General features: G+C 72.3%; 22 protein-coding genes, 2 tRNA genes and 1 pseudogene. 4 read left to right on the top strand and 21 right to left on the bottom strand.

Annotated features, from left to right (window positions below; genetic code table 11):
• Positions 1–79 precede the first annotated feature (79 nt).
• Together DEJ51_RS11785 and DEJ51_RS11790 are read left to right on the top strand one after the other, a co-directional pair.
• Positions 80–1,966: a putative bifunctional diguanylate cyclase/phosphodiesterase gene (locus DEJ51_RS11785; protein ID WP_190620329.1), complete on the top strand. Its 1,887-nt coding sequence runs from the start codon at positions 80–82 to the stop codon at positions 1,964–1,966.
• A 146-nt stretch (positions 1,967–2,112) separates the two neighbouring features.
• Positions 2,113–3,837, top strand: a complete 1,725-nt coding sequence (locus DEJ51_RS11790) for a stealth family protein (protein WP_150257561.1) — start codon at positions 2,113–2,115, stop codon at positions 3,835–3,837.
• Between the two features lie 6 nt (positions 3,838–3,843).
• Here the strand turns inward: DEJ51_RS11790 and DEJ51_RS11795 are convergent, their stop codons facing one another.
• The 4 genes from DEJ51_RS11795 to DEJ51_RS11810 all read right to left on the bottom strand — a co-directional run bounded on the left by DEJ51_RS11795 (position 3,844) and on the right by DEJ51_RS11810 (position 8,087).
• Positions 3,844–4,032 (bottom strand): DUF397 domain-containing protein, encoded by a 189-nt coding sequence (locus DEJ51_RS11795; RefSeq protein ID WP_150257562.1) that lies wholly within the window; start codon positions 4,030–4,032, stop codon positions 3,844–3,846.
• Complete coding sequence (locus tag DEJ51_RS11800; protein WP_150257563.1) at positions 3,992–4,840, bottom strand: helix-turn-helix transcriptional regulator; 849 nt, start codon at positions 4,838–4,840, stop codon at positions 3,992–3,994. Before DEJ51_RS11800 ends, DEJ51_RS11795 begins: the two co-directional genes overlap by 41 nt.
• 157 nt (positions 4,841–4,997) lie before the next feature.
• Entirely contained in the window at positions 4,998–6,692 is a 1,695-nt protein-coding gene (locus tag DEJ51_RS11805) for a glycosyl hydrolase family 18 protein (RefSeq protein WP_150257564.1), read from the bottom strand.
• 255 nt (positions 6,693–6,947) lie between these two features.
• Positions 6,948–8,087, bottom strand: a complete 1,140-nt coding sequence (locus DEJ51_RS11810; RefSeq protein ID WP_150257565.1) for an LLM class flavin-dependent oxidoreductase — start codon at positions 8,085–8,087, stop codon at positions 6,948–6,950.
• A 250-nt stretch (positions 8,088–8,337) separates the two neighbouring features.
• On the opposite strand from DEJ51_RS11810, the gene DEJ51_RS11815 reads away from it, so the two are divergent.
• Positions 8,338–9,096, top strand: coding sequence for an IclR family transcriptional regulator (locus DEJ51_RS11815; protein ID WP_030012142.1), 759 nt, complete (start codon positions 8,338–8,340; stop codon positions 9,094–9,096).
• Between the two features lie 94 nt (positions 9,097–9,190).
• Here DEJ51_RS11815 and DEJ51_RS11820 read toward each other — a convergent pair.
• The 6 genes and pseudogenes from DEJ51_RS11820 to DEJ51_RS11845 form a co-directional block, all read right to left on the bottom strand.
• Positions 9,191–9,264, bottom strand: a tRNA-Lys gene (locus DEJ51_RS11820).
• Between the two features lie 48 nt (positions 9,265–9,312).
• Positions 9,313–9,381: pseudogene (locus DEJ51_RS35725) on the bottom strand (DNA-binding response regulator); the annotation flags it as partial.
• Between the two features lie 84 nt (positions 9,382–9,465).
• Positions 9,466–11,136: an AMP-binding protein gene (locus DEJ51_RS11830; protein WP_150257566.1), complete on the bottom strand. Its 1,671-nt coding sequence runs from the start codon at positions 11,134–11,136 to the stop codon at positions 9,466–9,468.
• 26 nt (positions 11,137–11,162) lie between these two features.
• Positions 11,163–11,780, bottom strand: coding sequence for a lytic polysaccharide monooxygenase (locus DEJ51_RS11835; protein WP_190620331.1), 618 nt, complete (start codon positions 11,778–11,780; stop codon positions 11,163–11,165).
• Between the two features lie 169 nt (positions 11,781–11,949).
• Entirely contained in the window at positions 11,950–14,070 is a 2,121-nt protein-coding gene (locus tag DEJ51_RS34980; protein ID WP_223835765.1) for an SPFH domain-containing protein, read from the bottom strand.
• Positions 14,071–14,081: 11 nt separating this feature from the next.
• On the bottom strand, positions 14,082–15,425 hold the full coding sequence (locus DEJ51_RS11845; protein ID WP_150261843.1) for a peptidoglycan-binding protein: 1,344 nt from the start codon (positions 15,423–15,425) through the stop codon (positions 14,082–14,084).
• A 223-nt stretch (positions 15,426–15,648) separates the two neighbouring features.
• Between DEJ51_RS11845 and DEJ51_RS11850 the strand changes: the two genes are divergently transcribed.
• Positions 15,649–15,722 (top strand) — tRNA-Lys (locus DEJ51_RS11850).
• 70 nt (positions 15,723–15,792) lie between these two features.
• Here the strand turns inward: DEJ51_RS11850 and DEJ51_RS11855 are convergent.
• The 11 genes from DEJ51_RS11855 to DEJ51_RS11905 all read right to left on the bottom strand — a co-directional run bounded on the left by DEJ51_RS11855 (position 15,793) and on the right by DEJ51_RS11905 (position 26,575).
• Entirely contained in the window at positions 15,793–16,461 is a 669-nt protein-coding gene (locus DEJ51_RS11855; RefSeq protein WP_150257567.1) for a class F sortase, read from the bottom strand.
• Positions 16,454–17,053, bottom strand: a complete 600-nt coding sequence (locus DEJ51_RS11860) for a hypothetical protein (protein ID WP_223835766.1) — start codon at positions 17,051–17,053, stop codon at positions 16,454–16,456. Before DEJ51_RS11860 ends, DEJ51_RS11855 begins: the two co-directional genes overlap by 8 nt.
• A gap of 188 nt (positions 17,054–17,241) precedes the next feature.
• On the bottom strand, positions 17,242–18,021 hold the full coding sequence (locus DEJ51_RS11865) for an HAD-IIA family hydrolase (protein WP_030728679.1): 780 nt from the start codon (positions 18,019–18,021) through the stop codon (positions 17,242–17,244).
• A gap of 108 nt (positions 18,022–18,129) precedes the next feature.
• A complete protein-coding gene (locus DEJ51_RS11870; RefSeq protein ID WP_223835767.1) occupies positions 18,130–19,650 on the bottom strand; it encodes an alkaline phosphatase family protein in 1,521 nt (506 codons plus the stop codon).
• Between the two features lie 151 nt (positions 19,651–19,801).
• Positions 19,802–20,878: a 2-aminoethylphosphonate ABC transporter substrate-binding protein gene (locus DEJ51_RS11875; protein WP_150257568.1), complete on the bottom strand. Its 1,077-nt coding sequence runs from the start codon at positions 20,876–20,878 to the stop codon at positions 19,802–19,804.
• Between the two features lie 89 nt (positions 20,879–20,967).
• Positions 20,968–21,765, bottom strand: coding sequence for an ABC transporter permease (locus DEJ51_RS11880; protein ID WP_150257569.1), 798 nt, complete (start codon positions 21,763–21,765; stop codon positions 20,968–20,970).
• A complete protein-coding gene (locus tag DEJ51_RS11885; protein WP_411757302.1) occupies positions 21,752–22,777 on the bottom strand; it encodes a 2-aminoethylphosphonate ABC transporter permease subunit in 1,026 nt (341 codons plus the stop codon). Before DEJ51_RS11885 ends, DEJ51_RS11880 begins: the two co-directional genes overlap by 14 nt.
• The gene (locus DEJ51_RS11890) at positions 22,770–23,819 is read right to left on the bottom strand and encodes an ABC transporter ATP-binding protein (RefSeq protein ID WP_150257570.1); all 1,050 of its coding nucleotides are present in this window, start codon (positions 23,817–23,819) and stop codon (positions 22,770–22,772) included. The genes DEJ51_RS11885 and DEJ51_RS11890 overlap by 8 nt, the downstream gene beginning before the upstream one ends.
• Positions 23,816–24,529, bottom strand: a complete 714-nt coding sequence (locus DEJ51_RS11895) for a phosphonatase-like hydrolase (protein WP_150257571.1) — start codon at positions 24,527–24,529, stop codon at positions 23,816–23,818. The genes DEJ51_RS11890 and DEJ51_RS11895 overlap by 4 nt, the downstream gene beginning before the upstream one ends.
• A gap of 5 nt (positions 24,530–24,534) precedes the next feature.
• Entirely contained in the window at positions 24,535–25,662 is a 1,128-nt protein-coding gene (locus tag DEJ51_RS11900; protein WP_150257572.1) for a TIGR03364 family FAD-dependent oxidoreductase, read from the bottom strand.
• A gap of 148 nt (positions 25,663–25,810) precedes the next feature.
• Complete coding sequence (locus tag DEJ51_RS11905) at positions 25,811–26,575, bottom strand: GntR family transcriptional regulator (RefSeq protein WP_150257573.1); 765 nt, start codon at positions 26,573–26,575, stop codon at positions 25,811–25,813.
• Positions 26,576–26,608: the final 33 nt, after the last annotated feature.

Below are 26,608 nucleotides of genomic sequence, written 5' to 3' on the forward strand. Positions count from 1 at the left end.
CTGGATAGGGCCTCCCGGCAGCCTCTATGATCGGCACACTTTCCTGCGCGGACACTCACGAACACTGCGGGAGCCAACGGTGAGCGGAACCTCAGAAGGAACCGGTTCGGCGGCCGACAGCATCCGATCGGCCATTACGGAGCGTCACCCGGCAGTGCCGGCAGTGCCGTCGGCTTCGGCCACCCCGGCCGCTCCGCCGTCGCCGTACCGCGCCGCCGACTCCGACCTGCGCGACTACCGGGCCGCCTTCAACGCGGCCCACCTCGCCATGGCCGTCGTCGACCGCGAGGGCTACGTCGTCGCCGCGAACCAGGCCTTCGCCGGGCTCCTCGGCAGCGAACCCCACGCGCTCGTGCACCGGTCCGCCGCCGACCTGGTCGACCTGGCCGCGGAGGCCCGCACCTGGGCCGCGTACCAGGAGGTGCTCCGCGGCCGGCAGGCCCGGCTGCGCTGCACCCGCCGCCTCAAACACCCCGACGGGCACTCCCTCTGGACCGAGGTCACGCTCGGACCCGTCCCCGGCACCGGGGACGTCCTGCTGTCGGTGGCCGACATCAGCGACCGCCGCGACCTCCAGGCCCGCCTGCGCCACCTCCAGATGCACGACCCGGTCACGCGCCTGCCCAACCGCGCCCTGTTCTTCGAGCGGCTCTCCGCCGCCCTGGAGGCCGCCTCGTACGAACACGGCGGCGGCACCGGCCGGATCGGGCTGTGCTATCTGGACCTCGACGGGTTCAAGGCCGTCAACGACACCCTCGGCCACCGCGTCGGCGACCGGCTGCTGACCGCCGTCGCCGCCCGCCTCACCCAGTGCGCCGACCAGTCCGGCTACGGGCGCACCGGCGGCCACCTGGTCGCGCGCCTCGGCGGTGACGAGTTCGCCCTGCTGGTCGAGGACTCCACCGGCACCGAACAGCTCGCGGACCTGGCGCGGAGCGTACTGACCGCCGTACAGGAACCGTTCGACCTGGCCGGGCAGCGGCTGTCCGTCTCCGCCTCGATCGGGGTCGTGGAACGGACCGCGGCCGGCACCTCTGCGACCGGCCTGATGCAGGCCGCCGACACGACGCTGTACTGGGCCAAGGCGGACGGCAAGGCCCGCTGGACGCTGTTCGACCCGGAGCGCAACGCGCACCGGATGACCCGCCAGGCGCTCTCCTCCACCCTCCGGCCGGCCGTGGAACGCGGGGAGTTCGAGCTGGAGTACCAGCCGCTGGTGGATCTGGAGAGCGGTGCGGTGCGCGGGGTCGAGGCGCTGGTGCGCTGGAACCACCCGCAATTCGGCACACTCACGCCGAATCGGTTCATCGGGATCGCCGAAGAGGACGGGTCCATCGTCCAGCTGGGGCAGTGGGTCCTGCGGACCGCCTGCCGGCAGGCCCGCCGCTGGCAGATCGAACAGCCCAGCGACTGCCCCGTCTTCGTGTCCGTCAACGTCGCCGTCCGCCAGGTCTGGGACTCGGACCTCGTGGGCGACGTCGCGGAGATCCTGGCCGAGACGGGCCTCGCCCCGCAGCTGCTGCAGCTGGAGCTGACCGAGTCCGCGGTGATGGGCTCGGCCGGGCGCCCCCTCCAGGCCCTCCAGGCGCTCAGCGACATGGGCGTGCGGATCGCGATCGACGACTTCGGCACCGGCTACTCGAACCTCGCCTACCTCAGCAGGCTCCCGGTGTCGGTCCTGAAACTGGACGGTTCCTTCGTACGCGGCTTCCGCTACGAGGAGGGCACGCACCCGAACCCGGCCGACGAGACCATCGTCGAGGCCCTGGTCCAGCTCGCGCACCGGCTCGGCCTGACGGTCACCGCGGAATGCGTGGAGACCGCCGGACAGGCCGCACGGCTGCGGCGCGTGGGCTGCGACACGGGCCAGGGCTGGCTCTACTCACGCGCCGTCGCCCCCGAGCGGATCGCCGAGATGATCGGCACCCGGCCGGGCGCTGAGCCGCACGAGCCCCGCCCCACATGAGAACTCGCTGTAATTCGGGACGGTGGGACTCCCGGCCCTTGCATGAACGGTGAACAAGAGGAAACGTATCGCTGAACAAGCCATCCACCGCTGTTCCTGACCGCGCCCTCCGCTCAGGACACCCGAACATCCGGCCGAGGACGTACATGCAGGGAATTCGCCGCCTCTCCCTTCCGGCCGGGCTGCGCAGACTCGCCCGCACCGTGCGTGGCCGCGGCGGCATCCCGCGGCAGACGGGCCCCTCCGGCCGGGAGCACACGGGCGACGGGCCCGCACGGGGCGGCCGGGCCGCCGACCGCGAGGACGAACTGCTGGCGGCCGTTCCGGCCCTGGTCCGCCACCGCGGCAGGCTCGCCCTGGTACGGGACGACCTGCTCCCCGCCGACGCCCGCGACGCCAACCTCCGGTCGGTCGCCGAGGCCCTCGAAGCCGCCGCCGTCCCCTACGGGCTCGTCCCCGACGGCCGGCTCCGCCACCGGGTGGCCATCGCCCCGGGCGACCGCGACACCGCGCTGAAGGCCTGCGCCGCGGCCTTCACGGGACTCCCCCTCTACGCCCGCCTGATCACCGCCGACGGCGAGGCCGGGGACGTACTCGCGGAGGACCTCCCGGCAGCGGTCGAAGCCGCCGAGGCGCACCCCGCCCGCGTCCGGGCCGTACGCCTCCACCATCCGGTCGTCACCTCCGGCCGGACCCTGGCCTACGGCCCCGAGACCGGCTGCGACCTGGAGTTCTGGGAGGCCCCCGACTCCGGCGAGGGCGCCCTCGCCACGCTGTGCGAGACCCCGTACGGCTGGTGGGTGCCCTCCCTGGCGGCCTCGGCCACCCGCCGGATAGGCGACCGGGACTACCCCGTCGTCGACTGCTTCGCCGGCCGCTTTCCGGACGACATCGACTTCCCGGTCGACGCGGTGATCACCTGGGTGGACGCCGCCGACCCCGCCTGGCGCAGCCGCCGGGACCGCGCCGCGCAGGCCGGGTCCGCCGCCGGCACCGGCGGCGGGACGGGGGTCGACCTCGCGGACAACCGGTACCGCGACCGCGGCGAGCTCCGGTACTGCCTGCGCGCGATCGCCGCCTACGCGCCCTGGATCCGGCACGTCTTCCTCGTCACCGACGACCAGGCCCCGGACTGGCTCGACACCTGCCACCCCGACATCACGGTCGTCGACCACCGCGAGCTCTCCACGGACCCCGACGCCCCTGAGGTGTTCAACTCCCACGCCATCGAGAGCCGGCTGCACCGCATCCCGGGCCTCGCCGAGCATTTCGTCTACTTCAACGACGACATCTTCATCGGCCGCCCGCAGCGCCCGCAGGACTACTTCCTGCCCTCGGGGCTGCCCAAGGTCTTCCACGACCAGCGCGCCGTCGACCCCGGCAGCCGGGTGGGCGACGACGTGTTCACGTCCTCGCAGAAGGTCACCCGGCAGGCCGTCGAGGAGGTCGTCGGCCGCACCTATCCGCACATCCTCGCCCACACCCCCTACCCGCTGACCCGCTCGCTCTTCACCCGGGTGGAGGAGCTGCTGCCCGGCCGGCTCGACGCCACCGCCCGCTCGGTCTTCCGCAGCACCGACGACCTCGCCCCCGTCACCCTCGCCTCCCACCTGGGGCTCGCGGAGGGCCACGCCGTCGAGGGCCACCTGGCGCACACCTACGTCAGCACCTCGTGCCAGGACGTGGTCGAGACCCTCCCGCCGCTGGCCGCCGAGCGCGGCCACGACGCGTTCTGTCTGGCCGACGACGAGGAGACCGGGGCGGAGGGCACACTGACCGCGACGCAGCAGCAGAACGTCGTCGCGGCCTTCCTGGAGGCCTACTTCCCGGTGCCGTCGCCGTTCGAGCGGCCGCCCGTACCAACGGGCTGAGCCTGCTCAGAGGCTGCGCACGAAGACCGCAAAGGCTTCTGGAGCCACGGTGAACGCGGGCCCGCCGGGGTTCTTGGAGTCCCGGACCGCCACGAGGCAGGGCTGAGCGGCAACCTCGACGCAGTCACCGCCGTTGGTGCTGCTGTAGGACGACTTACGCCACGGCACGGCCGTCAGATTCAGAGTGGTGCCCATACCGTTCCTCCATTACGCGCGCGATCAGAAGGGCCGAGGCCGCCGGCGAAAGGGCGTCGGCTTGCAGGCGAGCGTATCCGACGGAGCGTTCCTTGATCACTTTCGGGTTTGCCGTCATACGGCCTGAGTCATAGCTCTCCGTGTAGAAGAGGTCGGGGTCGTCGTCGAAACGGAGGAGGTTGAACGAGCCCGTCATCCCGGTGTGTTCACCGGCCGAGAAGGGCATCACCTGGATCTGCACCCACGGCCTGTCTGCGACGCTCAACAGGTGGGCCAGCTGGTTGCGCATGACCTCGCGGCCGCCGACGTTCCGGTGCAGCAGCGCCTCGTCCAGCACCACCAGCAGCACCGGCGGCTCCTCACGCATCAGAATGCGCTGGCGCTCCATTCGGGCCGCCGCGATCTCGTCGGCCCGGTCGGGAAACTCCACGCTCACCAGGGCCTTCGCGTACTCCTCCGTCTGCAGCAGCCCGTAGACCACCTGCGCCTGGTACGTGGAGATGAACGTCGCCCTGGCCTCCATCTCCGCGTACGCCTGGAACCACGTCGGCAAGATACTCCGCAGGACGAGCCCCACCAGGCGGGAGAAGTGGCCGTCCGTGCCCAGCGCCACGTCGACCCGCTCCGAGAAGTCGCGGGTCGGGACCCGTTTGCCGTTCTCGATCATGCCGATCAGGGACCCGGTGCAGAAGATGCTCGCGCCCAGCTGCGCCTGTTTCAGCCCGGCTTCCTCCCGCAGGCGGCGCAGCTCGTAACGGTAGTAGTCCAGCGGCGAAGCACTGGGATCGATGTCACGGACCACGGCCATCAGACGGCACCTCCAGGCGGAGAACGAGCTTGTGGCCGAGCGTAGCGATCCCGACACGGAGTGATGTGCGGAATCCCGCAACCATGTCACACACCTCCGCCCCGCCCCCGGAGAGGGGACAGGGCGGAGGTGTCGCTCGGCGCGGGGTGGGGGGAGATCAGCAGGCGCCGAGGTCCTTCCAGACGCCCCACTCACCCGTGGTGCCCGGGGTCTCGTTCTGCGTCCACCACTGGGCCTTGTACTTGCGGCCGTTGTGCGCGACCTCGTTGCCGGCCGTGTAGACCGTGCCCGCGACGTACGCCGGGGTCGAGCCGCAGCCCGTCGGCGGGGTGGTCGGGGGCGTGGTCGGCGGGGTCGTGGGCGGAGTGGTCGGAGGCGTCGTCGGCGGGGTGGTCGGCGGGACCGTGGTGCCGCCGAGGGCGTCCGAGATCTGGTTCAGCAGGGTGGTGTTGTTGTCCAGGCCGAGCAGGGAGTACATCATCGCGCCGGCCAGGCCGCGCTGCTTGCCGTAGTCGACCCGGGCCTGGATGGACTTCTGGTTGAGGCCGGTGAAGAACTCGCCGTCCTTGTAGAAGTACGAGGCCTTGGCCTGGTCGTCCCAGAAGGTGGTCGCCGGGTTGTCGACGAGGCCGCCGAGTTCCTTGTAGTTGGCGATGCCGGCCTGCTGGCTGGTGGGCCGGGCGCCGGAGGCGCCGGTGGCGGACTGGGCGAGGCCGTTGTTCGGCCCGGCGGGGACGCCCTTCCAGCCGCGGTAGTAGAACTCGTAGCCCAGCGTCAGCTTGTTCGCGGGGAAGCCGCCGGTGATGCCGTAGGCCGGGTTGCCGTCGATCCAGGAGTCGATCGCGTTGTCGATGCTGTACTTCTGGGTGCCCGGCGCGATCGGGTCGGTCGGGTCGTTGGCGCCGGAGTACAGCGGGGACTGGTGGTACGTCGGGCCGTCGCCGTCCCAGGCGCCGTGCATGTCGTACGTCATGATGTTCGCGTAGTCGAGGTACGCGCCGATCTTGTCCGTCTCGATGTACTTGATCTTGTCCTGGCCGGCCGGGAGCGCCGAGGTCAGCAGGTACTTCTTGCCGCCGTTGGCCTGGCCGTAGGCGTCGAGCTGCTCGCGGAACTCCTTGAGCAGGAGCGTGAAGTTCTGCTTGTCCTCGGGGGCGTAGTGGTTGCCGAGGTGGCCGCCGGAGGAGCCCGGGTACTCCCAGTCGATGTCGATGCCGTCGAAGATGCCGGCGGCGACGCCCTGGCCGCCGTAGCCGCCCTCGACCGGGAGGTTGCCCTTGATGTACTGGTCGATGCAGGAGGAGACCAGCTTCTTGCGGGAGGCGTCGGTCTTGGCCGCGTCGCTGAAGTACTTGGAGTAGGTCCAGCCGCCCAGCGAGATGTTGATCTTCAGGTGGGGGTACTTGGCCTTGAGCTGCTTGAACTGGTTGAAGACGCCGACGATCGGCTGGTCCCACTTGTCGGCGACCCCGCTGACGCTGTCCGCGGCGCTGAAGGACTTCTGGTAGTCGGCGTACGAGTCGCCCGCGCCGTCACCGGCGTTGGGGTTGTTGTCGTCGCCCGCCGCCTTGTTCGCCTCGAAACAGGTGAGGTTGGTGGGGTGGATGTTGCCGAACGAGTAGTTGATGACGTCCAGCTTGCCCGCTATGCCACGGGTGTCGAGGTGCTTGGGGTAGAAGGCGTTCCCGTACACGCTCCACTGGTCGTAGTAGGCGATGCGGACCCCGCCCGCCGCGGCGGTGGCGCCCGCGTCGGCGGCCTGGGCGGTGCCGAGTCCCGCGAAGGAGGCCAGCGCTCCGGCGGCCAACGCGGCCGTGGCGGCGGCTGCGAGGAGTGGTTTACGGATGTGCATGAGCTGTCTCCGTGGGGGTGGGAGGGGAGTTCAAGCGGTTCGGGTGAGAGAAGTGATAGCGATCACTCCACCCCCACGTCAATGGTTCGGACCAAAGAAGGACTAGACCACTCAGGTGCTATTTCCCCAAGTCAGAGACCTGAACGCACATCAGAAACCGCCCGCCACCCCGGGTGACGAGCGGTTTAAGGCTGCCTTCAGGCAGCTCCGTGCAAGGTTTCGGCAACAAACCAGCCAAACGCCGTTCGCACGCCGTCAACCGGCGGCGGGTACCTCCACCGGCATGCCGTACGCGTCCGCGACGAGCTCGTACGAGCGCAACCGGGCCGCACCGCCATGGGCGTTGGCGGTGAGCATCAGCTCGTCCGCGCCCGTGCGCTTCGCGAGGTCATCCAGCCCGGTGCGGACCTCGTCGGGGGTGCCGTGGACGACGTTCGCGAGCCAGCCGTCGACGAACTCCCGCTCCAGCGGGGAGAAGGCGTACGCCGCCGCTTCCTCGGGCGTCGGGATCAGGCCGGGCCGTCCCGTGCGCAGCCGCAGCATCGAGAGCGCTCCCGTGAGGACCTGGGAGCGGGCCTGCGCGTCGGTGTCGGCGGCGAGTGCCGAGACGCCGATGACGGCGTAGGGGGCGTCGAGGACGGCCGAGGGGCGGAAGCTCTGGCGGTAGAGGTCGAGCGCGGGCAGGGTGCCGGCCGCCGAGAAGTGGTGGGCGTAGGCGAAGGGCAGGCCGAGCTCGCCGGCGAGGCGGGCGCTGAAACCGGAGGAACCGAGCAGCCACAGCGGCGGCCGGGCGGCGGGGCCCTGGACCGGGCCGGGTACGGCGTGCACGCGGGCGTACGGATGCCCGTCGGGGAAGTCGTCGTCCAGGAAGCGGGTGAGCTCGGCGAGCTGCCGGGGGAACGCGTCGGCGGCCTCGTCCAGGCGCCCGGAACCGCGCAGCGCGGCGGCGGTGCGGCCGTCGGTGCCCGGGGCGCGGCCGAGTCCGAGGTCGATCCGGCCCGGGGCCAGCGCCTCCAGGGTGCCGAACTGCTCGGCGATGGCGAGCGGGGCGTGGTTGGGCAGCATGACCCCGCCGGAGCCGAGCCGGATGCGGGAGGTGTGCGCGGCGAGGTGGGCCAGGATCACGGCGGGTGAGGAGCTGGCGACGCCGGGCATGGAGTGGTGCTCGGCGACCCAGTGGCGGTGGTAGCCGCGGGATTCGGCCAGGCGGGCGATCTCGACGCTGGTGCGGAGGGAGGCGTGGGCGGTGCTGCCCGCGCCGACGGTGACGAGGTCGAGGACGGAGAGCGGTACGATCGCCCGGCCCGGCGCGGTGGCGCGGATCCCGTTCGCGTTCCGGTTCGGCGCTCCGCCCGCGCTCGCGTCGCCCCGCGCGTCGTCCCCTGCGTCACTCATCGTCGCTCCCGTTTCGCTCTCGCGTACGTACGACATCAGTGCGACACCGTACGAAGAACTCGAACCGTGAGCGGTCGCCGGGCATTCCCGGAGGGACCGGGCTAAGCTCATGACCTTGGCATATGCCAATAGGGTAGATCCTGGCAGACGGACGTGATTGAGCCAGCAATCTCCCCAACAGGCGCTCCACATGGGCCTCTTGGTGGCTATCGTGGTAGGGCAAGCGGTAACAACCTGCTAGGGGGAAACCGTGGCGCTGAAGCCCGAGCCGACCGCGCCGTTCCACTCGGTGCAGTACGCACTCCGCGTACTCGAAACGATCGCACGCCACACCGGTGGTGTGACGGACGTGCAGATCGCGCGTGAGACCGGCCTGCCCGCAGCCCATCTCGCGCCGATGCTGCTCATGCTGCGCCGGGAGGGGTACGTCCTGCAGGTGTCGGACGGCGCATACGCCATAGGGGATTCCCTCGTCCTGCTCGGCTCCGGCATCGACCGGCAGCAGGCGCTCACCGACAAGCTGCAGGAGACCCTGGACCGGCTGCGCGACTCGGTCGGCGCGGCCGTCTACATCAGCCGGTACGTGGACGGCGAGGTCAGGATCACGCAGTTCGCGGACAGCCCCCGCACCCCGAAGGTGCACGAGTGGGTCGACTTCCGCTCCGCCGCGCACGCCAGCGCGGTCGGCAAGTGCCTGCTGACGCAGCTCGACCTGAACGGGCGCCGCGACCACCTGTCCCGGCACAAGATCGCCCGGCTCACGTCGAAGACGATCGTGAACGAGCGGATCCTGTTCTCCAAGCTGGACGCCCAGCCGGCCACCGTGCCCATGCTGGACCTGCAGGAATACGCCGTGGGCACGGTCTGCGCAGCGGTCCCGATCACGGCCGGGGCCTCGGTGGGCTGCCTGGCCCTGTCGATGCCGGTCGAACACGCGCACCGGCTGCGGGCCGCCGCGGACACCCTGAACCGGAAGGCCGCGCCACTGCTGCTGTCGCTCACGCTCTAGAAGAGCGGGGCGGACGGCGGCACCGGTACTGCCGGCGGACCCGGAAAACACTTCGGGCGGTTCCCGGTGAACCGGAAACCGCCCGAAGGACAGGTGCGCCGCCAGGGACTCGAACCCCGGACCCGCTGATTAAGAGTCAGCTGCTCTAACCAACTGAGCTAGCGGCGCCTGCTGACAAAGAAAATACTACCCGGTCCTCAGGGGTGCTCAAAACCATCAGCCGCGGAGGTACGCCAGGACCGCCAGAACCCGGCGGTGGGTGCCCTCGGCGGGCGGCAGGTCCAGCAAGAACCCGGGGCACCGCCCCGGACCCCCGCGCCCTCATCGCCGGCAGGGCTGAGATGCGGCCCCGCCGGCGATCGAGGCGGGTCAGTCGGGGAGGAGGGCCGCGCGGCCGTGGGTCTCGTACGCCGCGAGGAGCGCCGCCCGCGCGGCCGCGTCCAGGCGGCGGTAGCCCCCGGCAGGGGACCGGTGCCAGACCTGGTCCGCGCGGTGGAAGCCCTCGCGGCGGAGGGAGACCCGGTGGATCTTGTTCGTCGCCGTGGTCGGCATGGTCTCGACGATGCGGACGTAGCGCGGGGCCATCTTCGTGCCCAGATCCGGCTGCCGGGCCAGGAAGTCCTCGAAGGCGGACGGGTCGAAGGCCGCGCCCTCGCGGAGGGCGAGGGCCGCCATGACCTGGTCCCCCGCCACCTCGTCGGGGACGGCGTAGACGGCGACCGCCGCCGCGTCCGTCCAGCGGGCCAGGATGTTCTCGATCACCGCCGCGGCGAGGTTCTCGCTGTCGACGCGGAGCCGGTCGTCGGTGCGGCCCGCGAAGTAGAGGAAGCCCGCCTCGTCGCGGAAGAAGAGGTCCCCCGTCCAGTACCAGCCGTCGCGGGTGCGGTCGGCCTCCGCGTCCGGGTTGCGCCAGTACCCCTCGAACAGGCTGCGGCCCCGGTTGACCAGTTCTCCGATCGCCGCCGACCCGCCCAGCAGACGGCCGTCCGGGCCGAGGACCGCGGGCGGGCATTCCGCGCCGGTGGCCGGGTCGATCACCGCCAGGTCGTCGCCGGCGCCCGCCCGGCCCAGGGCGCCCGGCGGGGTGTCGGGGGTGCGCTGGACGGAGGCTCCGCCCTCGGTGGCTCCGTAGCCCTCCACCAGCCGGACCCCGAACCGCTCGGCGAAGCGGGCCGCGTCCACCGCTCCGGCCTCGGTGCCGAAGCCGAGGCGCAGGGTGTGGTCGCGGTCGTCGGGGCGGGCCTCGGTGGCCAGGAGGTACTGGATCGCCCGCCCGACGTAGGTGAAGTACGTGGCCCCGTACGCCCGTACGTCGTCCAGGAACGCGGAGGCCGAGAAGCGGCGGCGCAGCGCCACCGGGGCTCCGCCGACGAGGGCCGGCAGCCAGTCGGCGATGACGGCGTTGCCGTGGAAGAGCGGCATGCAGATGTAGTGGACGTCGTCCGGGGTGACGGTGAACTGGCGGGCCAGCGCGGCTCCGGCGGCGGCGAGCCGGCCCTGGCTGCAGATGGCGGCCTTGGGGGCACCGGTGGAGCCGGAGGTGAAGTAGAGGAGGAGGCGGGAGCCGGGGCCGGGGGTCCGCAGGGCGGCCTCGCCGGGCTCGGCGGCCGCGTAGGGAGCGAGCAGGGCCTCGTACTCCTCGGTGCCGGTCACCAGGATGCGTACGCCGGGCAGGTCGAGGCCGCGCAGCAGCGGCAGGTGGGTGCGTTCGGTGACGAGGATCCGGCAGTCGGTGTGCAGGATGTCGCGGGCCAGTTCGGGGCCGCGGCGGGTGGGGTTGATCCCGGCGACGGCGGCCCCGGCGAGGGCCGCCGCGCCGAGCCAGAACGGGAACTCGGGGGTGTTGTCGAGCAGGACCCCGAGGTGCGGCTCGGCCCCCGGGGGCATGAGGTCGACGAGGAGCGCGGCGCGCGCGGCGGCCTCCTGGGCGGTCCGGTGGTGGGTGAGGACACCTTCCTCGTGTTTCAGCCCGGGCCGGTGGTCGCCCCATTGGCGCGCTATGAGCTCCGCGACGGTTTCGGGTGCAGTCGTCGTCCGCATGCCGCCGGAGGGTAGCTGACGATACGTCAGAACTGAACGTCGGAGCAGGCGTAGAAGGCCATCGGGGTGTCGTTGACGGTCCAGACGGCCAGGATCAGGTGCCGGCCCGTCTTGCCGCTCGGCATGGCGCCCTGGTGGACGGTGGTCATGGCGGGACGGGCGCCGTTGTAGGCGACCGTGAGGAAGGGCTGGGGTTCGAGGTCGGCTCGGGTGAGGGCCTTGGTGCCGGTCCAGCCGTTCTTGGTGACGTAGTACTTGAAGTCGGTGGTGGAGTGGTTGGCGGTGAACTGCCACCGGAAGGAGTAGCTCTGCCCGCTGGTCACCTTGGTGGTGGGCCAGGCGCCGCCGCGCGGGTTGTCGAGCTCGGAGAACTGGGAGAGTCCGCCGGAACATATCTTGCCGTCGGCGGGGCCGGCGGCCGGGAAGCCCTTGAAGCCCTCGACGCTCTGCGGCTCCCACTGGATCGCACCGCAGTCGGAGACGGTCCGGTTGGCACAGAGCTTCTGGCGGCTGATCGGGGTGTCGGTGTAGCCGTGACTGCTGGCGGTGGGGGCGCCGACGAGGGTGATTCCGGCGACGAGGCCGACGCCGAGCGCGGCGACGCCGGCCCGCCGGGGGATTCCGGGCATGCGGATGGGACGCATGATGCTCCTTGAACGTGGGGGGAGTTCGGTGAGAGCGCGCGCACGTGGGGATCAGGTCTAGACCAAGTCCCAGATTATTGACGAGAGTTGGCCATGTCCATACCAATGGGAAAACGGGTGGTCCGTTACCTTCCGGCCACCCGTTCCCGTACCGCCGAACCGCCGCTCCCTACTCGGAGCGGCCCGTGTAGAAGGCGACCGTGAGGTCCTTCACCAGCGCCTTGCGCTCGTAGTCGTCGAGCTCGACGAGCCCGCGCGAGGTCAGCCGGTGGACGGTGTCGTCGACGGCGTCCACGACCGAGGACAGCACGGTGTCCCGGTGCTTGGCGTCGATCGCCGCGACCCGGCGGCGGCGCATGGCCTCGGCCACCTCGGCCGCGTACTCGATCCGGGTCGGCTGGGCCGAGAACACCTCGATCCCGACGGCCTCGGTCTCGGCCGCCAGCATCCGGGTCAGCGCGTCGCCGACGGCCTCGGCGTCGCGCAGGGTCGGGGCGTCCTCGTGGAAGGCGTCGGCGGGCAGCTGCGACAGCACGCGGGCCATCGCCGACTCGACCTGCTCGGCGAGGTACTCCGTGTGGTCCTCGACGGCGAGGGTGGCGCGCGCGGTGTCCCTGACCTGCCAGACGACCTGGACGACTACCTGGAGGGCGAGGCCGCCCGAGTCCACGGCGGGCATCGGGTCGCTGCGCCAGTGGCGCAGGCGTACGTCGACCCGGCGGCGCAGGAGCAGCGGACTGACCCAGGTCAGGCCGGTCCGCCGGACGGTGCCGCGGTAGCGGCCGAAGAGGGTGAGCACCCAGGCGTGGCCGGTGCGGGACCGGCCGAGTCCGCCCAGCGACACGAGGGCGACGATGCCGAGGAAGGCGAGCGGCGGCCAGTGGGTGGCACGCAGGCCGTGATAGGCGCGGGGCGTCGCGCCGAAGGCGGCCACGAACGCGGCGGGGACGGCCCCGGCCCGCCAGAGCACGGCCAGGCAGCCGGCGAGGGCGAGCCCGCCGACCGCTACGCCGACCCAGCCGGGCAGCACCGGGCCGCGGTGCTCCCGGAGCCGGTCGTCACCGCGGGGCACCCGGCGGCCGGGGGCGGGGCGCGGGGAGCGGGCGGTGGGTGCGGTGGCCGCGCGTGCGGGTGCGGTGGCCCCGCGTGCGGGTCCGGGTACGGGCGCCGGTACGGGTGCCACCGGAAGCTGCCGCGTACCGCGGAACGGGAGGTGCACGGGCACCTCGGTGACGGCGGTGCCCCGGTGGGCTCCGGGGCCCGGCAGGTCCGGGGCCCCGGAGTCCTCGTCCAGGCCGCGGGCCACCGCCTGGGCGACGATCTCGACCGGGCCGGGGCCGGGGATGCCGGAGCGCGGTGTCGCGTCCGCGGGTTCGGGAGCGTACTCGGGCTCGGGATCGGGATCGGGCTTGGATTCCGGACCGGGCTCGACGACGGCCGCCGGTCCGGGCCCGGGGACGTGGAAGTCCGGCGGAAGTGCCGCGTCCACGGGGTCGGAAGCGGGCTCGATTCCGTGCCCGTGTTCGTGCTCCGGCTCCGGCTCCGGCTCAAGAGCGGCCGCCGGTCCGGGCCCGGACTCGGACTCGGCTGTCCGCAGGCGCAGGGTGGCCACCCCGGCGGGGGTCTCCGCCTCCTGCGGGTGCGGGATGTCCAGGCCCGGGCCGGCCCACGGGGCCGCGGCGCCCTGGTCCCCCTCGTCGTACGGATGGGCCCGGGCCGCCGGGACCTCCCAGCCGTGCGGCGGCTCGGGGGCCGGGCGGGCGGCCCGCGCCGCGGCCCAGCCGAACGAGGTCTCGGCGGCGCCGGCGTGCTCCGGCGCGGCAGGGCCGCCCACCAGGGCGGGCGGCGGGAACGGCGGGGCGGCCTCGCGCGGGGCCGCGAGGGCGACGGCCGCGTGCACCGGCTCCGGTACGGGCGGCGGCTCCGCGGCCCACTGCGGGTGAGCCGCCGGCAGGACCGCGGGCGCCGGGGCCGGAGCCGGGGCCTGGACGGGCGCCGGAGCCGGGACGGGTGCGGGAGCCGGGGCGGGCGCCGGGGCCGGGGCCGGGGCCGGGGCGGGCGCCGGAGCCAGGACGGGTGCGGGAGCCTGGACGGGAGCCGGGGCGGGCGCCGGAGCCGGGGCGGGTGTGGGTGCCGGAGCCTGGACGGGCGCCGGAGCCGGGACGGGTGCGGGAGCCGGGGCGGGATCCGCCGACCGGACCGACGCCGGGACCGCCGACCGGACCGACGCCGGGACGGCCGGCGGCACGCGGAGGGTGCCCGTCGTCGAGGTGGTGCGCGTGGGGAACATCGTTACCTCCGTCATGCGAACAGCCGGCGCCAGGTTTCCGGGCCCGGGTAGCCGTTGGCCGAGGCGCCGGTCCAGCCCTGCGCACGCTGGAAGGCCTCGACGTTGCGGCGGTCGGCCTCGCTCCAGCGCAGGCCCGGACCGGATGTGTAGTACTTGCCGAAGCCCTTCTTCACCAGCTGGCGGCCGAGCGCCCTGATGGCCTCGTGCGACTGGCCCGGGCGGAACACCCCGGCGCCCGGGAAGGCCCGTACCCCGCCCGGTCCCGGCGCGGCCCCGACCGTCGGCGGGATGTTCTTGCCCTGCTTCTCGACCAGCAGCTTCCACGTGTGCGTGCCGGGAATGCCGTCGGCGTCCGCGCCCGTCCAGCCCTGCGCGCGCTGGAAGGCAGCGGTGGCGAGCTTGTCGTGGTCGCTCCACGTCCGGTCGGCCACCCCCTTGGGGTAGAACCGGTAGGCGCCGCGCTCGATCAGCATCCGGCCGAGCTGGGCGACGTGGTCGTTGGTGGCGCCGGGGCCGAACTTGTCCGCGCCCGGGAAGACGGTCGCGTCCCCCGGCTTCGGGCCCGCCGGCGGCGGGGCGCCCGGAGTGTCGGGCAGGATGCCGGCCGGCACCCCGTTGAACCGGTACGGGACGTACTTGGTCGCGTTGCTCCAGTACCCGTAGGGGGTGGCCAGCTTCCGCGTGTTCGGGCGCGTCTGCTCGTAGGCCACGTAGTGCGTGTGCGTCGAGTCGACCCAGCCGCCGAAGATGACCACGTGCGAGCCGTTGTTGGGGTCCGCCGGGTTGTGGAAGAGGAGCATGTCCCCCGGCAGCAGCTCATCCTTCGTGATCTTGGTGGCGAACTTGTCGAGGCTGCCGGTCCATTCGTTCGACCCCAGGTTCCAGACCATGGAGACGTAGCCCGAGCAGTCCTGGCGGTACCCGTCCATCCAGTACTCGGACATGCTGTACGGGACCTGCGCGTCCAGCCACAGCTTCGCCCGGTTGATGATCGTCGCGCGGTCGATCCGCCGCACGACGCCGGGCTGGGCGGGAGCGCCGGGCTTCCCCACCGGCCCGCCCTTCGGGCCGTGCAGCGGGGTCCGGGCGCCCTGCGGGGAGCCCGGGTCGTCCAGGGCGACCGGCCCCGGGGCCGGGGTGGTCACGGCGACCGCGGCCGTGGTGCCGCCGCCGCCCAGGACCACTCCCGCGGCGGTGGCCAGCACCAGCGCCCGGCGGGCGCCGCGTGCGGCCGGGTGCCCACCGTCCCGGAGCGGTACGGCCCGCCCGCGGGCGAGGGCGCGGCGGCGCTGGGCGCAGCCCCGGCACACGCAGTCGCCCGCGGGCTGGTACTCCTCGAAACCGGGCATCGGCATCTGCACATGCGTCGGAGGCTGCATCGTCATGCGGTTCCGTCCACTCCCCTGCTCGTCCACTCGTCCACCGGTCGGCCGGAGCCGCAGCTGATGAGGCATCAGATGCGGCACGCGCAGACATATGGTGCACGATAAACCCCTCAAACATGGGTTAATCGGACAAGGTGGGCGTGGCTGGTCACGGGCACCCCTGGAGGTGGGGTAGAGTTTTCCCTGTCAGCAAGCGCCGCTAGCTCAGTTGGTTAGAGCAGCTGACTCTTAATCAGCGGGTCCGGGGTTCGAGTCCCTGGCGGCGCACAGACGGAGGAAGCCCCCCGCAGCGAAAGCTGCGGGGGGCTTCCTCGTTGTGCCGGGGCGGCGCGGGCGCTCAGGCCGCGGTGCCCGGCGCGGCCGGGCGGGCTCCCACCCCGGTCAGGTAGGCGGAGACCACCACGTTCGCCGTGTACTCCTTGGCCACCTTGTCGTACGTGCCCCCGCAGGTCACCAGCCTCAGCTCCGCGCGGCCCCGGACCCGCGGGCCGTAGGCCTTGTGCGCGTCGAAGGCCGCGCGCGGGTAGACCCGTACGTCCTCGACCGTGAACTCGGCGACCGAACCGTCCGTCCGCACCACCCGCACCTTGTCGCCCGGCTGCGTGGAGCTCAGGCCGTAGAACACGGCCGGCTTGGAGCGGGTGTCCACGTGGCCCACCATCAGCGCCGTCCCGGCCGTCCCCGGCTGGGTGCCCCGGCCCCACCAGCCCACCGTGCCCGGCCGGTCGTACGGGGGCGGCTCGATCGCGCCGTCCTTGTCCAGGTCCCGGGAGATCACCGGGGCCTGGATGCCTATGGAGGGCACGTCGACGCGCTGGGGCGGGGCCGCGGCGAGCGGGGCGTGCGCGGCCGGCAGTCCCGGACCCACCGCCCCTCCGGCCTGCCCGGCGGGCGGGGGAGGCGCCACGGTGAGCTGGCGGCCCCACAGCCACAGACCGAGCACCAGCACCGCCCAGGCGGCGAAGGTCAGCAGCCGGCCGCCGGCGGAGGCCTTGTCCTCACTCACCGCTGCGGCGGCGGCGCAGGGCCAGCGCCCGGCCCGCGACGGCCAGGGTGGCCACCGCTGCGAGGACGGCACCGATGACCGTGTGCGGCAGCCCGGGTCCGTCGGCGCCGTGGGCCTTCTTGGCCGACTGCGCCGCGAGCTCGGCGGACATGCCGCCGCCGCCCGCGTGCACCGGCCAGACGGGCGTCGCGTGGTGGGACGGGTGGCGGTACTCGGAGACCTGGACGGAGCCGCTGAACTTCTCGTGGCCGTCGCACATCACCCGGACGGCGTGCCAGCCGGGCGAGGCGTGCGAGCTGATCATCGCGTCGCCGTAGAGCGGGCTGCGGCCGCCGTCCCGGCCGTAGAGGTCGACCTCCGACACGAAGACGGCGGACCTGGCCGCTCCGCGGGTTCCGTCACAACCCTGGACGCGCAGCTTGACCTGCGCTCCGGGGTGAGCCGGACTCGGGTCGACCGTGACGCTGCCTCGATCTCCGCGGTCACCGCGGTCCTCCTCGCCCGCGAGGGCGATCGGCGCGGTCACCGCCGAGAACGCCGCCAGGACGACGGCCATCGCGGTGGCGCGGACAGCGATCGGAACACTGCGCATGGTGAACCTCCTCGACAAGGAGATTCACGCGCGGCGCGCCGCCGCGCATCCGGAGCGGCGCCGTACGGGTCGGCCGTACGCCCCAAACGCGGTACGCCCGTTCGGCCGTACGCCGTACCCGTGTGCCGCGGGCATGCGGCCACGCGCCGGGGCGGGCACGCCGGACGCGTCAGACCGGTCCGGACGCGTCAGACCAGGTCGACCAGGTCCGCGATCGACGCGACCGTCCTGGTCGGGCGGAACGGGAACTTCTCGGTGTCCTGCTCGGTGGTCAGGCCGGTGAGGACGAGGAACGTCTGCATGCCCGCCTCCAGACCGGCCAGCACGTCAGTGTCCATCCGGTCGCCGATCATCGCGCTGGTCTCCGAGTGCGCGCCGATCGCGTTCAGGCCGGTACGCATCATCAGCGGGTTCGGCTTCCCGGCGAAGTACGGCTTCTTGCCGGTCGCCTTGGTGATCAGCGCGGCGACGGCGCCCGTGGCCGGGAGCGGGCCCTCGGTGGAGGGGCCGGTCTCGTCGGGGTTGGTGCAGATGAAGCGCGCGCCCGCGTTGATCAGGCGGACCGCCTTGGTCATCGCCTCGAAGCTGTACGTCCGGGTCTCGCCGAGGACCACGTAGTCGGGCTCGTGGTCGGTCAGGATGTAGCCGATGTCGTGGAGGGCGGTGGTCAGGCCGGCCTCGCCGATGACGTACGCCGTGCCGCCCGGACGCTGGTCGTCGAGGAACTTCGCGGTGGCCAGCGCCGAGGTCCAGATGTTCTCGACGGGGACCTGCAGCCCCATGCGGCTCAGGCGGGCCTGGAGGTCGCGGGGGGTGTAGATCGAGTTGTTGGTCAGCACCAGGAAGGGCTTGCCGGACTCGCGCAGCCGCTTGATGAAGGCATCGGCGCCGGGGATCGGGGTGCCCTCGTGGATGAGGACCCCGTCCATGTCGGTGAGCCAGGATTCGATCGGCTTGCGCTCTGCCACTGGACTGTTCTCCGCTCTCGGTGACCTGCGACCTCTGGTCTCTGCCACCCTAACGGGGCCGGGCCGTCGACGTCCCTGCCGTCCACAGCCCGGACCGCGGGAGGGGGATCAGCCCAGGCGGACGTTGTCGACGGTCCAGAACCAGTTGTTGTTGCCGCTGTAGCGGAAGCGGACCTGGACGTCGGTGGCGCCGGCGGGGACCTGGAGGGCGAGGGACTCGGACCTGGCGACGGCGTCGGCGGTGTAGGTCTTCACCACGACCGGGGCGGCGCCGTTGTAGGAGACCAGGACCTGGCCGGTCTGGCCGGCCTCGTGACGGTAGTGCGTCTGGAAGGTCAGGTTCCGTGTGCTGCCGCCGGCGACCGTCCACTTGGGGGTGACGAGGGTGGAGTCGAAGGTGCCGGTGTGGCTCTTGTCGTCCCACTCGTCGGAGTCGGCGACGGCGAAGACGTCACGGGAGCGGACGTTCAGCTCGCGCCACTGGTCGCGCTGCGACTGGCTCCAGAACTCGTCGGTCGCGAAGGCCCAGCCGGCCCACTCGGTGACACCGCCCGTGCCCATCTTGGAGTTGTCGACGGACCACCCGGCGGGCGGGGTGTGCGTGAAGCCCTTCACGCCGGCCGGGATGCCCGTCTCGTCCACCCGGGCCTGGAGGTTCGGGCGCAGGCCGTCGAACGGGTCGTCGTCCGGGGCGTTCAGCGGGACGCCGTCGAGAGCGGAGGTGCTGACGCCGACCTGGGCGAGCGCGGTGGCGGCGACGTCGGCCAGCCGCACGTCGGTGCGTACGGAGCCGGCCGGGATGCCCGCGCCCTTGGCGATGACGAAGGTGCCGCGCTCCTGGATGGTGGAGCCGCCGTGGCCGCCGGAGTCGGTGTGGCCGTGGTCGGTGGTGACGAGGATCTTCCAGTTCTCCTGGGCGTACGTCGGGCGGTTCTTGACGGCCGTGAGGAGCTGGCCCACCAGGGTGTCGACACGGGCGATGGTGTCGAGGTACTGCTGGCTGGCCGCGCCGTAGGAGTGGCCGGCCGCGTCGATCTCGCCGAGGTAGACGAAGGCGGCGTCCGGGTTCTGGCCCTGCAGTTCGGCGGCGGCCGCGGCGATCTTCGGGTCCTCGGAGCGGTAGCCGTCGCGGTCGCCCTTGAGGGAGAGCCGCTTGTCGACCTTCGCGGAGAAGATCGGGCCGTTCTGGTCGGTGGAGGTGATGGGCTCCCAGTCGGCGGCCGCGTAGGTGTTGAGCGCCGGCCTGGCGTTCTCGATGCGGGTCAGGAAGTCCGGGTGGGCGGTGTAGTTCTTACCGGTGAAGGAGTTGTCCTTCACGCCGTGCTTGTCGGGCCAGACCCCGGTGGCGATGGTGGACCAGCCGGGGCCCGAGGAGGTGGCGGCCATCGGGCTCGCGTAGAGGGTGCTGCGGGCGGTCAGGCCCTGGGCCATCAGACCGTTGAGGTGGGGTGCGTTGGCCGCCTTGACGCGGTCCAGGACCGCGCCGTCGATGCCGATGACGAGGACCTTGTCGGTGTTGGCCGCCGCGCCGGCGGCGCCTGCGGGGGTGGCCGCGACGGTGGCGGCGATCAGGGCGGAGGTGACGGCGGTCGCGGCGAGGGCGCGACGTCCGGGCAGGACAGGGGACACGTACTCCTCCTGGGAGCAAGTGAGCGGCGAAAGGAGCGGGGATCTTCGACGTTCCGTCGTGCGCCGGGTCCGGACCGAAGGTGCGGTCTTCGGTCCAGACCCGTTATGCAAGAGTCACTCTGCCGGTCGGGAGTGGCCAGGAAGTTGCCGGTCAGCTTCCGGTTGCCGACTTCCACGCGTCGACGTAGCCGGTGAGGTTCGCGTCGATGTCGGCCCAGTCCGGCTCGAAGATCTCCACGCCCGTCATGAGCTTGGTCAGTTCCACGGCGTTGGCGTCGGTCGGCTTGACGTCGGTGCGCGCCGGGAAGCCGCCGCCGACCCCGCTGACGAGCTGCTGGGCCTCCTCGCTGAGCAGGAAGTCGAGGAGCTTCCTGCCGTTCTCGGCGTGCGGGGCCTTGTCGACCAGACCGGCCGCGTACGGCAGCGCGAAGCTGGTGGGCCTGCCGCCCTCCTTCGCCGGGAACCAGATGCCCAGGTTCGGCATGGACTTGGACTGCGCGAAGTTCATCTGGACGTCACCGTTGGCGACGAGCAGCTCGCCCTTGTCGGTCTTGGGCGCCAGCTTGCTGGTGGAGGAGGACGGGCCGACGTTGTTGGCCTGGAGCTTCTTCAGGTAGTCCATCGCCGACTCCTTGCCGCCGAAGTCGTGCATCGACTTGATGAGCACGGCCGTGCCGTCACCCGCGACGCCCGGGGTGGAGTACTGCAGCTTGCCCTTGTACTTGGCGTCCAGCAGCTCCTCCCAGGTCCTGGGGGCCTCGGCGAGCTCCTTCTTGTTGTAGACGAACCCGAAGTAGTTGTTGACGACCGAGGTCCACTTGCCGTCGGCGGCCTTGTCCGCGCCGTTGACCTTCTCGGAGCCCTGCGGCCGGTAGGACTGCAGCAGGCCCTTGCCGTCGGCCTGCTGGATGAACGGCGGCAGGGTGATCAGCACGTCGGCCTGGGTGTTGGTCTTCTCGCGGACGGCGCGCTGCACCATCTCGCCGGAGCCGCCCTCGACGTACTTGACCTCGATGCCGGTCTTCTTGGTGAAGTCGGCGAAGACCTTGTCGTACCAGCCGTCGCCCTTCTCGCTCTTGAGGCCGTCGGCGCTGTAGACGGTGACGACCTTCTCGCCGCCCTTGGAGTCGGCGGCGGAGGAACCGCCACCGCAGGCGGTGAGGGAGGAGGCGAGGGCGAGGCCGCCGGTGACGGCGGTGGCGATGCGGAGGAGTCTCTTGCCGGTCATGGAACTTCCTTACGGGGAAAGGGAGTCTGCGGGGGTGTGAGTGCGGGTGCGGGTGCGGGGGTGTGAGTGCGGGTGCGGGCCCCGCGGGTTCAGCGGTAGGAGGCGCTGGTGCGAATCCGGGAGACGGCCAGGAGGACCAGCAGGGTGGTGGCCATCAGGACCACGGCGACGGCGGAGCCGCTGTAGAGCGAACCGCGGTCGGTGGCGGTGAAGATGCGGACCGGGAGGGGCATCCAGTCCGGCGGGTAGAGCATCATCGTGGCGCTCAGCTCGCCCATGGACAGGGCGAAGCAGAGGCCGGCCGCGGCCGTGAGGGACGGCAGCAGGAGGGGAAGCCTGACCCGCCACAGGACGTACGCGGGACGGGCGCCCAGGGAGGCGGCGGCCTGCTCGTACGCGGGGTCGAGCCGTACGATCGCCGCCGCGACCGACTGGTAGGCGAACGCCGTGACAAGGACGGTGTGCGCCAGGACGACGATCGAGCTGGTGCCGTTGAGCAGGACCGGGGGCCGGCTGAAGGCGACGAGCACGGCGAGCCCGACCACCACGGACGGCACGGCGACGGGCAGCATGAACAGCGCGTCCAGCATCCGCTTGCCGCGCTCGCGCAGCGTGGCGGCGGCGAGGGCGGCCCAGGTGCCGACGGTGAGCGCGAGGAGACTGGAGACGAGGGCGGTGACCAGGCTGGTGGTGAGGGCCTGGAGGGATTCGCCGCGCACGGCGGCCGCGTAGTTCCCGGTGGTCGGACCGGAGGGGAAGGCCCCGGACCAGTGGGTGGCGAAGGAGGCCGCGACCACGACGAGCAGGGGCAGGGCGAACAGCGGCAGGAAGAGAACGCCGAAGAGGCCCCAGGCGGCCCGGCGGCCGCTCTTGCTATGCACCAGCACGCTTGCCCACCACCCGGTAGAGGCCGAACAGGCCGACGGATATCGCGATGTTGACGACGGCGACCACGCAGGCGGCCGAGTAGTCGGATTCGAGGATGGCCTTGCCGTAGATGAGCATCGGGAGGGTCGTGACGTCCTTGGCGCCGGTGAACAGGACGATCCCGAACTCGTTCAGGCACATGACCAGGACGAGGCTGCCGCCCGCGGCCAGGGCCGGGAGCGCCTCGGGCAGGATCACCTGCCGGACGATCCGGCCGGGCCGGGCGCCGAGGCCGGCAGCGACCTCCAGCTGGGCGGTGTCCAGCTGGGAGAAGGCGGCGAGCAGGGGGCGCATCACGAAGGGCGTGAAGTAGGTGACCTCCGCGAGCAGGACGCCCCAGGGGGTGGTGAGGAACCGGAAGGGCCCGACGGCAGCGCCGGTGAGGTCGGTGACGAGGCCGTTGGCCATGCCGACCGTGCCGTAGACGAAGAGGAGGGCGAGGGTGATGAGGAAGGAGGGGAAGGAGAGGAAGACGTCGATGAACTTGGCGACGGCACGGGCCCCGGGGAAGGGCACGAAGGCGATGATCAGCGCCAGGGTGAAGCCGAGCACGAGGCATCCGGCGGTCGCGCCGACGGCCAGCCAGACGGTGGTGCCGAGGGCCTCGCGGAAGCTCTGAGAGGCGAAGACGGAGGCGTACGCGTCGAAGGCACCGCCGCCGTTCTCGGGGCTGAGCGACTGCTGGACGACGAGCGCGAGCGGATACAGGAACCCGAACGCGAGCAGGGCCACGGGCGGCAACCCCCACACCCAACGCGGCACCCTTCCCGGCCGCGCCGGGGCACCATCCAGCCCGGCCCGGACACGATCCAGCCCCGCCGGGGCACCATCCAGCCCCGCCGGCGTTCGAGGCGCGGGGCCCGGGGCGGAGCCCCGATCTTCCAGCCCCGCCGGCGTTCGAGGCGCGGGCTCCGGGGCGGAGCCCCGGTCCTGGGCCGGGACCACCCGCGCCCGCCGGGCGGCGTCAGGCATCGGACACCCCCGCCGCCAACAGCACCGCGTCCCCCGGCTCGAAGTGCAGCGTGACCCGGTCCCCCAGCGCGGGCGTCACCCGCAGCTCGGGGAGGTCCGCCTTCACCCGGTGCCCGTCGACGTCCACGTACAGCCGGTGCGTCGACCCGCGCCACTGGACCTCGGCGACGGTGCCGCTCAGCGCGTTGGGGCCGGCGCCGAGACCGAGCAGGTGCGGCCGTACGCACAGGGTCGCCGTCGAACCCGGCGCCGCCCGCCCGCGGTCGAGGGTCAGCGTCCGGCCCTCGAAGACCGCGCCGCCCTCGGCGACCGTCACCGGCAGCAGGTTGGCGTTGCCGACGAACGAGGCGGTGAACTCGGTGCGCGGCGACCGGTACAGCTCCTGCGGGGTCCCGCAGTCCCGCAGCCGGGCCTGGTCCATGACGGCGATCCGGTCGGCGAGGGTGAGCGCCTCCACCTGGTCGTGGGTGACGTACAGAATCGATACGTCGGGCAGTTCGCGGTGCAGCCGGGCCAGCTCGGTGAGCATCCCGGAGCGCAGCTGCGCGTCGAGGGCGGACAGCGGCTCGTCGAGCAGGAGCACCCCGGGGCGGATGGCGAGGGCGCGCGCGATGGCCACGCGCTGCTGCTGGCCGCCGGAGAGCTCGCGGGGGTGGCGCCGTGCGTAGGCGGCCATGCCGGTGAGTTCGAGGGCCTCGGCGACGCGGCCGGGGATCTCGGCCTTCGGGGCCTTCTGGGCCTTGAGGCCGAAGGCGACGTTGTCCTCGACCCGCATGTGCGGGAAGAGCGCGTACTGCTGGACGACCATGCCGATGCCGCGCTTGTGCGGCGGGAGCGCGGTGACGTCCCGGCCGCCGATCAGCACCCGACCCGCGACGGGCCGTACGAAACCGGCGACGGCGCGCAGGGCCGTGGTCTTGCCGGAACCGGACGGGCCGAGCAGGGCCATCACCTCGCCCGGTTCGACGGTCAGGTCGAGGGAGTCCAGGACGGTGTTGCCGCCGTAGGCGACGCTGACCCCGTCGAAACGGATCCCGCTCACGCCGACTCCACCAGGAGGGCGGGCAGTTCGGCGACGGAGGCGAGCACGTGGGTCGCGCCGTTCCGCGTGAGCGCCTCACGCCCGTGGGCGCCGGTGAGGACGCCCGCGACGGTTCCGGCGCCGGCCCGGCGGCCGCTGAGCATGTCGTAGGCGGTGTCGCCCGCGACCACGACGTCGCGTACGTCGGCCACGGCGCCGGTGCGCAGGAACGCGGTCAGCACCATGTCCGGGTACGGGCGGCCGCGCCCGCCCGCGTCGGCGGGGCAGAGCGTGAGGTCGGCGAGGTCCTGCCAGCCGAGGGCGTCGAGGATGGCGTCCTGGGTGACTCGGGCGAAGCCCGTGGTCAGGACGACGGTGCGGCCGTCGGCGCGGAGTTGCTCGATCGCGGCGCGGGCGCCGGGGAGCGGGGTGACGAGGCCGCCGTCGACGAGGGCGCCGTAGGCCTCTTCGAAGGCGGTGTTGGCGCGGCGGGCGAGTTCTTCCGTACCGAAGAGGTGGCGGAAGACCGAGATCTTGGACTCGCCCATGGTGTCGAGGACGTACCGGAGCTTCTCGGCGTGGTCGGGGGTGCCGGGCTCGACGCCGAGGTGCTCGGCGGCCTGCTCGAAGGCGCGCTCGACGAGGCCGCCGTCGGCGACGGTGGTGCCGGCCATGTCGAGGACGACCAGCTTGCCCCCGGTGTTGTCGGTTTCGTGCGTGGAGTCGCTCATCTGACTTACCAGCCCAGTTCGTTCGCGGTGGTCTCGGCTATGGCGGGCGAGCAGGTCATGCCGCGCCCGCCGGGTCCGGTCACCAGCCAGACGCCGTCGGCCACCTGCTGGCGGTGGACGACGCGGGTGGTGTCGGTGCACTGCGCGTACACGCCCGCCCAGCGGTGGCGGATCCTCGGCAGCGGACGGCCGAGGAAGGATTCGGCCACGGCGGCGACGTGCTCGTAGGGGTCTTCGAGGGTGTCGAAGGCGAAGGGGTGCTCGTACTCGTGGGTGTCGCCGATGGTCAGCCCGCCGTCTCGGCGCTGGACCATCAGCAGTTGCATCTTGTGCTCGGCGGCGACCGGCGCCTGCTCCTGCTCGGCGTTGAGGACGTCGAGCGCGGGGGACCGGTAGGCGGGGTAGTAGCGGAAGCTGTCGGGGTCCGCGACCGAGGTGGTCAGCGGTTCGCCGAGCGGGTCGGTCTGCATCATCTGCAGGCGGACGCGGCGCACGGGCAGGTCGGGGGCCAGTTCGCGGACCAGGCCGGAGAGCCAGGCACCGGTGGCCAGGACCACCGTGTCGGCGCGGTGGACGTCGCCGTGGTCGTCGCGGACGGTGCCGGGGCCGGTCACGTCGCGGACCTCGCGCCCGGGGAGGAAGGTGTAGCGGCCGTCCGCCCGGGCCCGCAGGGCCTCGCGCAGGTGCAGCTGGGCGGTGCGCGGCTCGACGGCCGCGTCCCGCTCGCACCACAGGGCCGCTTCGAACGCGCCGCGCAGGGCCGGGTTGACCTTTCGGGCCTGGGCCGCGGTGAGCAGTTCGTAACCGCGGGCGGCGGCGTCCGGGCGGGCCAGGGCCGCTTCGGCGACCGCGAGTTCACGCGGGGTGCGGACGGGGGTGAGGGAGCCGTTGGCGCGGAAGCCCAGGCCCGGCACCTCCGCGCCGATGCGCTCCCAGAGCTCGCGGGCCCGCAGGGCGGTGTCGAGCTCCTCTCCCCCGGCGCGTCCGCTGACCCATATCTGGCCGAAATTGCGCAGGGACGCGCCGCGGGCCTCCGCCTCTCGCTCGATCTGGACGACCTCGTGGCCGCGTTCCACTGCTTGCCAGGCGTGCATGGTGCCGACCACGCCGCCTCCGACGACTATGACTTTCACGCCGCCAACGGTGGGTCGGGTCCGTGACCCGGGAGGAGCGGTCCGGCGACGTGCCGGTGAACAGCCCTCGAAGCTTGGACTAGACCCGTTATCTTTTTGTGACTTAACTATGCCCCTTTTCATTTGGTGTGTTCGGATTGGCGGGCTGCTATTCGGCCCGCAGGCGGGTCGTGAAACTGAACCGGTCACCACGGTAAAGCGAACGCACCCGTTCCAGCGGCCGGCCGTCCTGGTCCCGCGAGAAACGGTGGATGAGCAGCATGGGCAGAGCGGGCGGAGTGCCGATCAGCAGGGCTTCGCGCGGGGTCGCCAGGACCGTCTCCAGCTTCTCGTCGGCCTCGCCGAAGGAGATGCCGAGGCTGTCGCGGAGGTAGCCGTAGAAGGAGGAGTCCGGCTGGAAGTCGCCGTCCAGGCGAGGGGCCCGGGCCACCCGGATGTACGTGCTCTCCAGGCCGACGCGCTCGTCGTCGGCGAGCAGGACCCGCTCCAGGTGCCAGACGGGCTCCCCGGGCTCGGCCCCGATGCCGGGAGCGAGGTCGGGCGGGCAGGGGAACTGCTCCAGGCCGATGAGATGGCGGCCAGGACGGCGGCCCTGGCGGCGCACGCCCTCGGTGTAGCTGGCGAGGGAGAGCGGCTGCTCCAGCTTGGGGCCGGCGACGACGGTCCCGCGGCCGGATCGACGCAGCCGGCCCTCCAGCAGCAGCTCGCGCAGGGCCTGTCGGACGGTCTCGCGGGACACCTCGTACCGCTCGGCGAGATCCCGCTCGGTGGGCAGGGTGCCGCCCTCGCCGAGCTCGTCGAGGAGCTCGGCAATGCGGGCCTTGACGGCGTAGTACTTGGGGATGCGGCCGTGCTCGGGAATGCCGGAACGCACGGGTGAGCCGGGGCGGTGCCGCTGGGTCTGTTCTTCCACGGTGGGACTCTATGCGGGGCGTACGCCACCGCC

The sequence above is a fragment of the Streptomyces venezuelae genome (assembly GCF_008642275.1).
Lineage (GTDB): Bacteria > Actinomycetota > Actinomycetes > Streptomycetales > Streptomycetaceae > Streptomyces > Streptomyces venezuelae_E.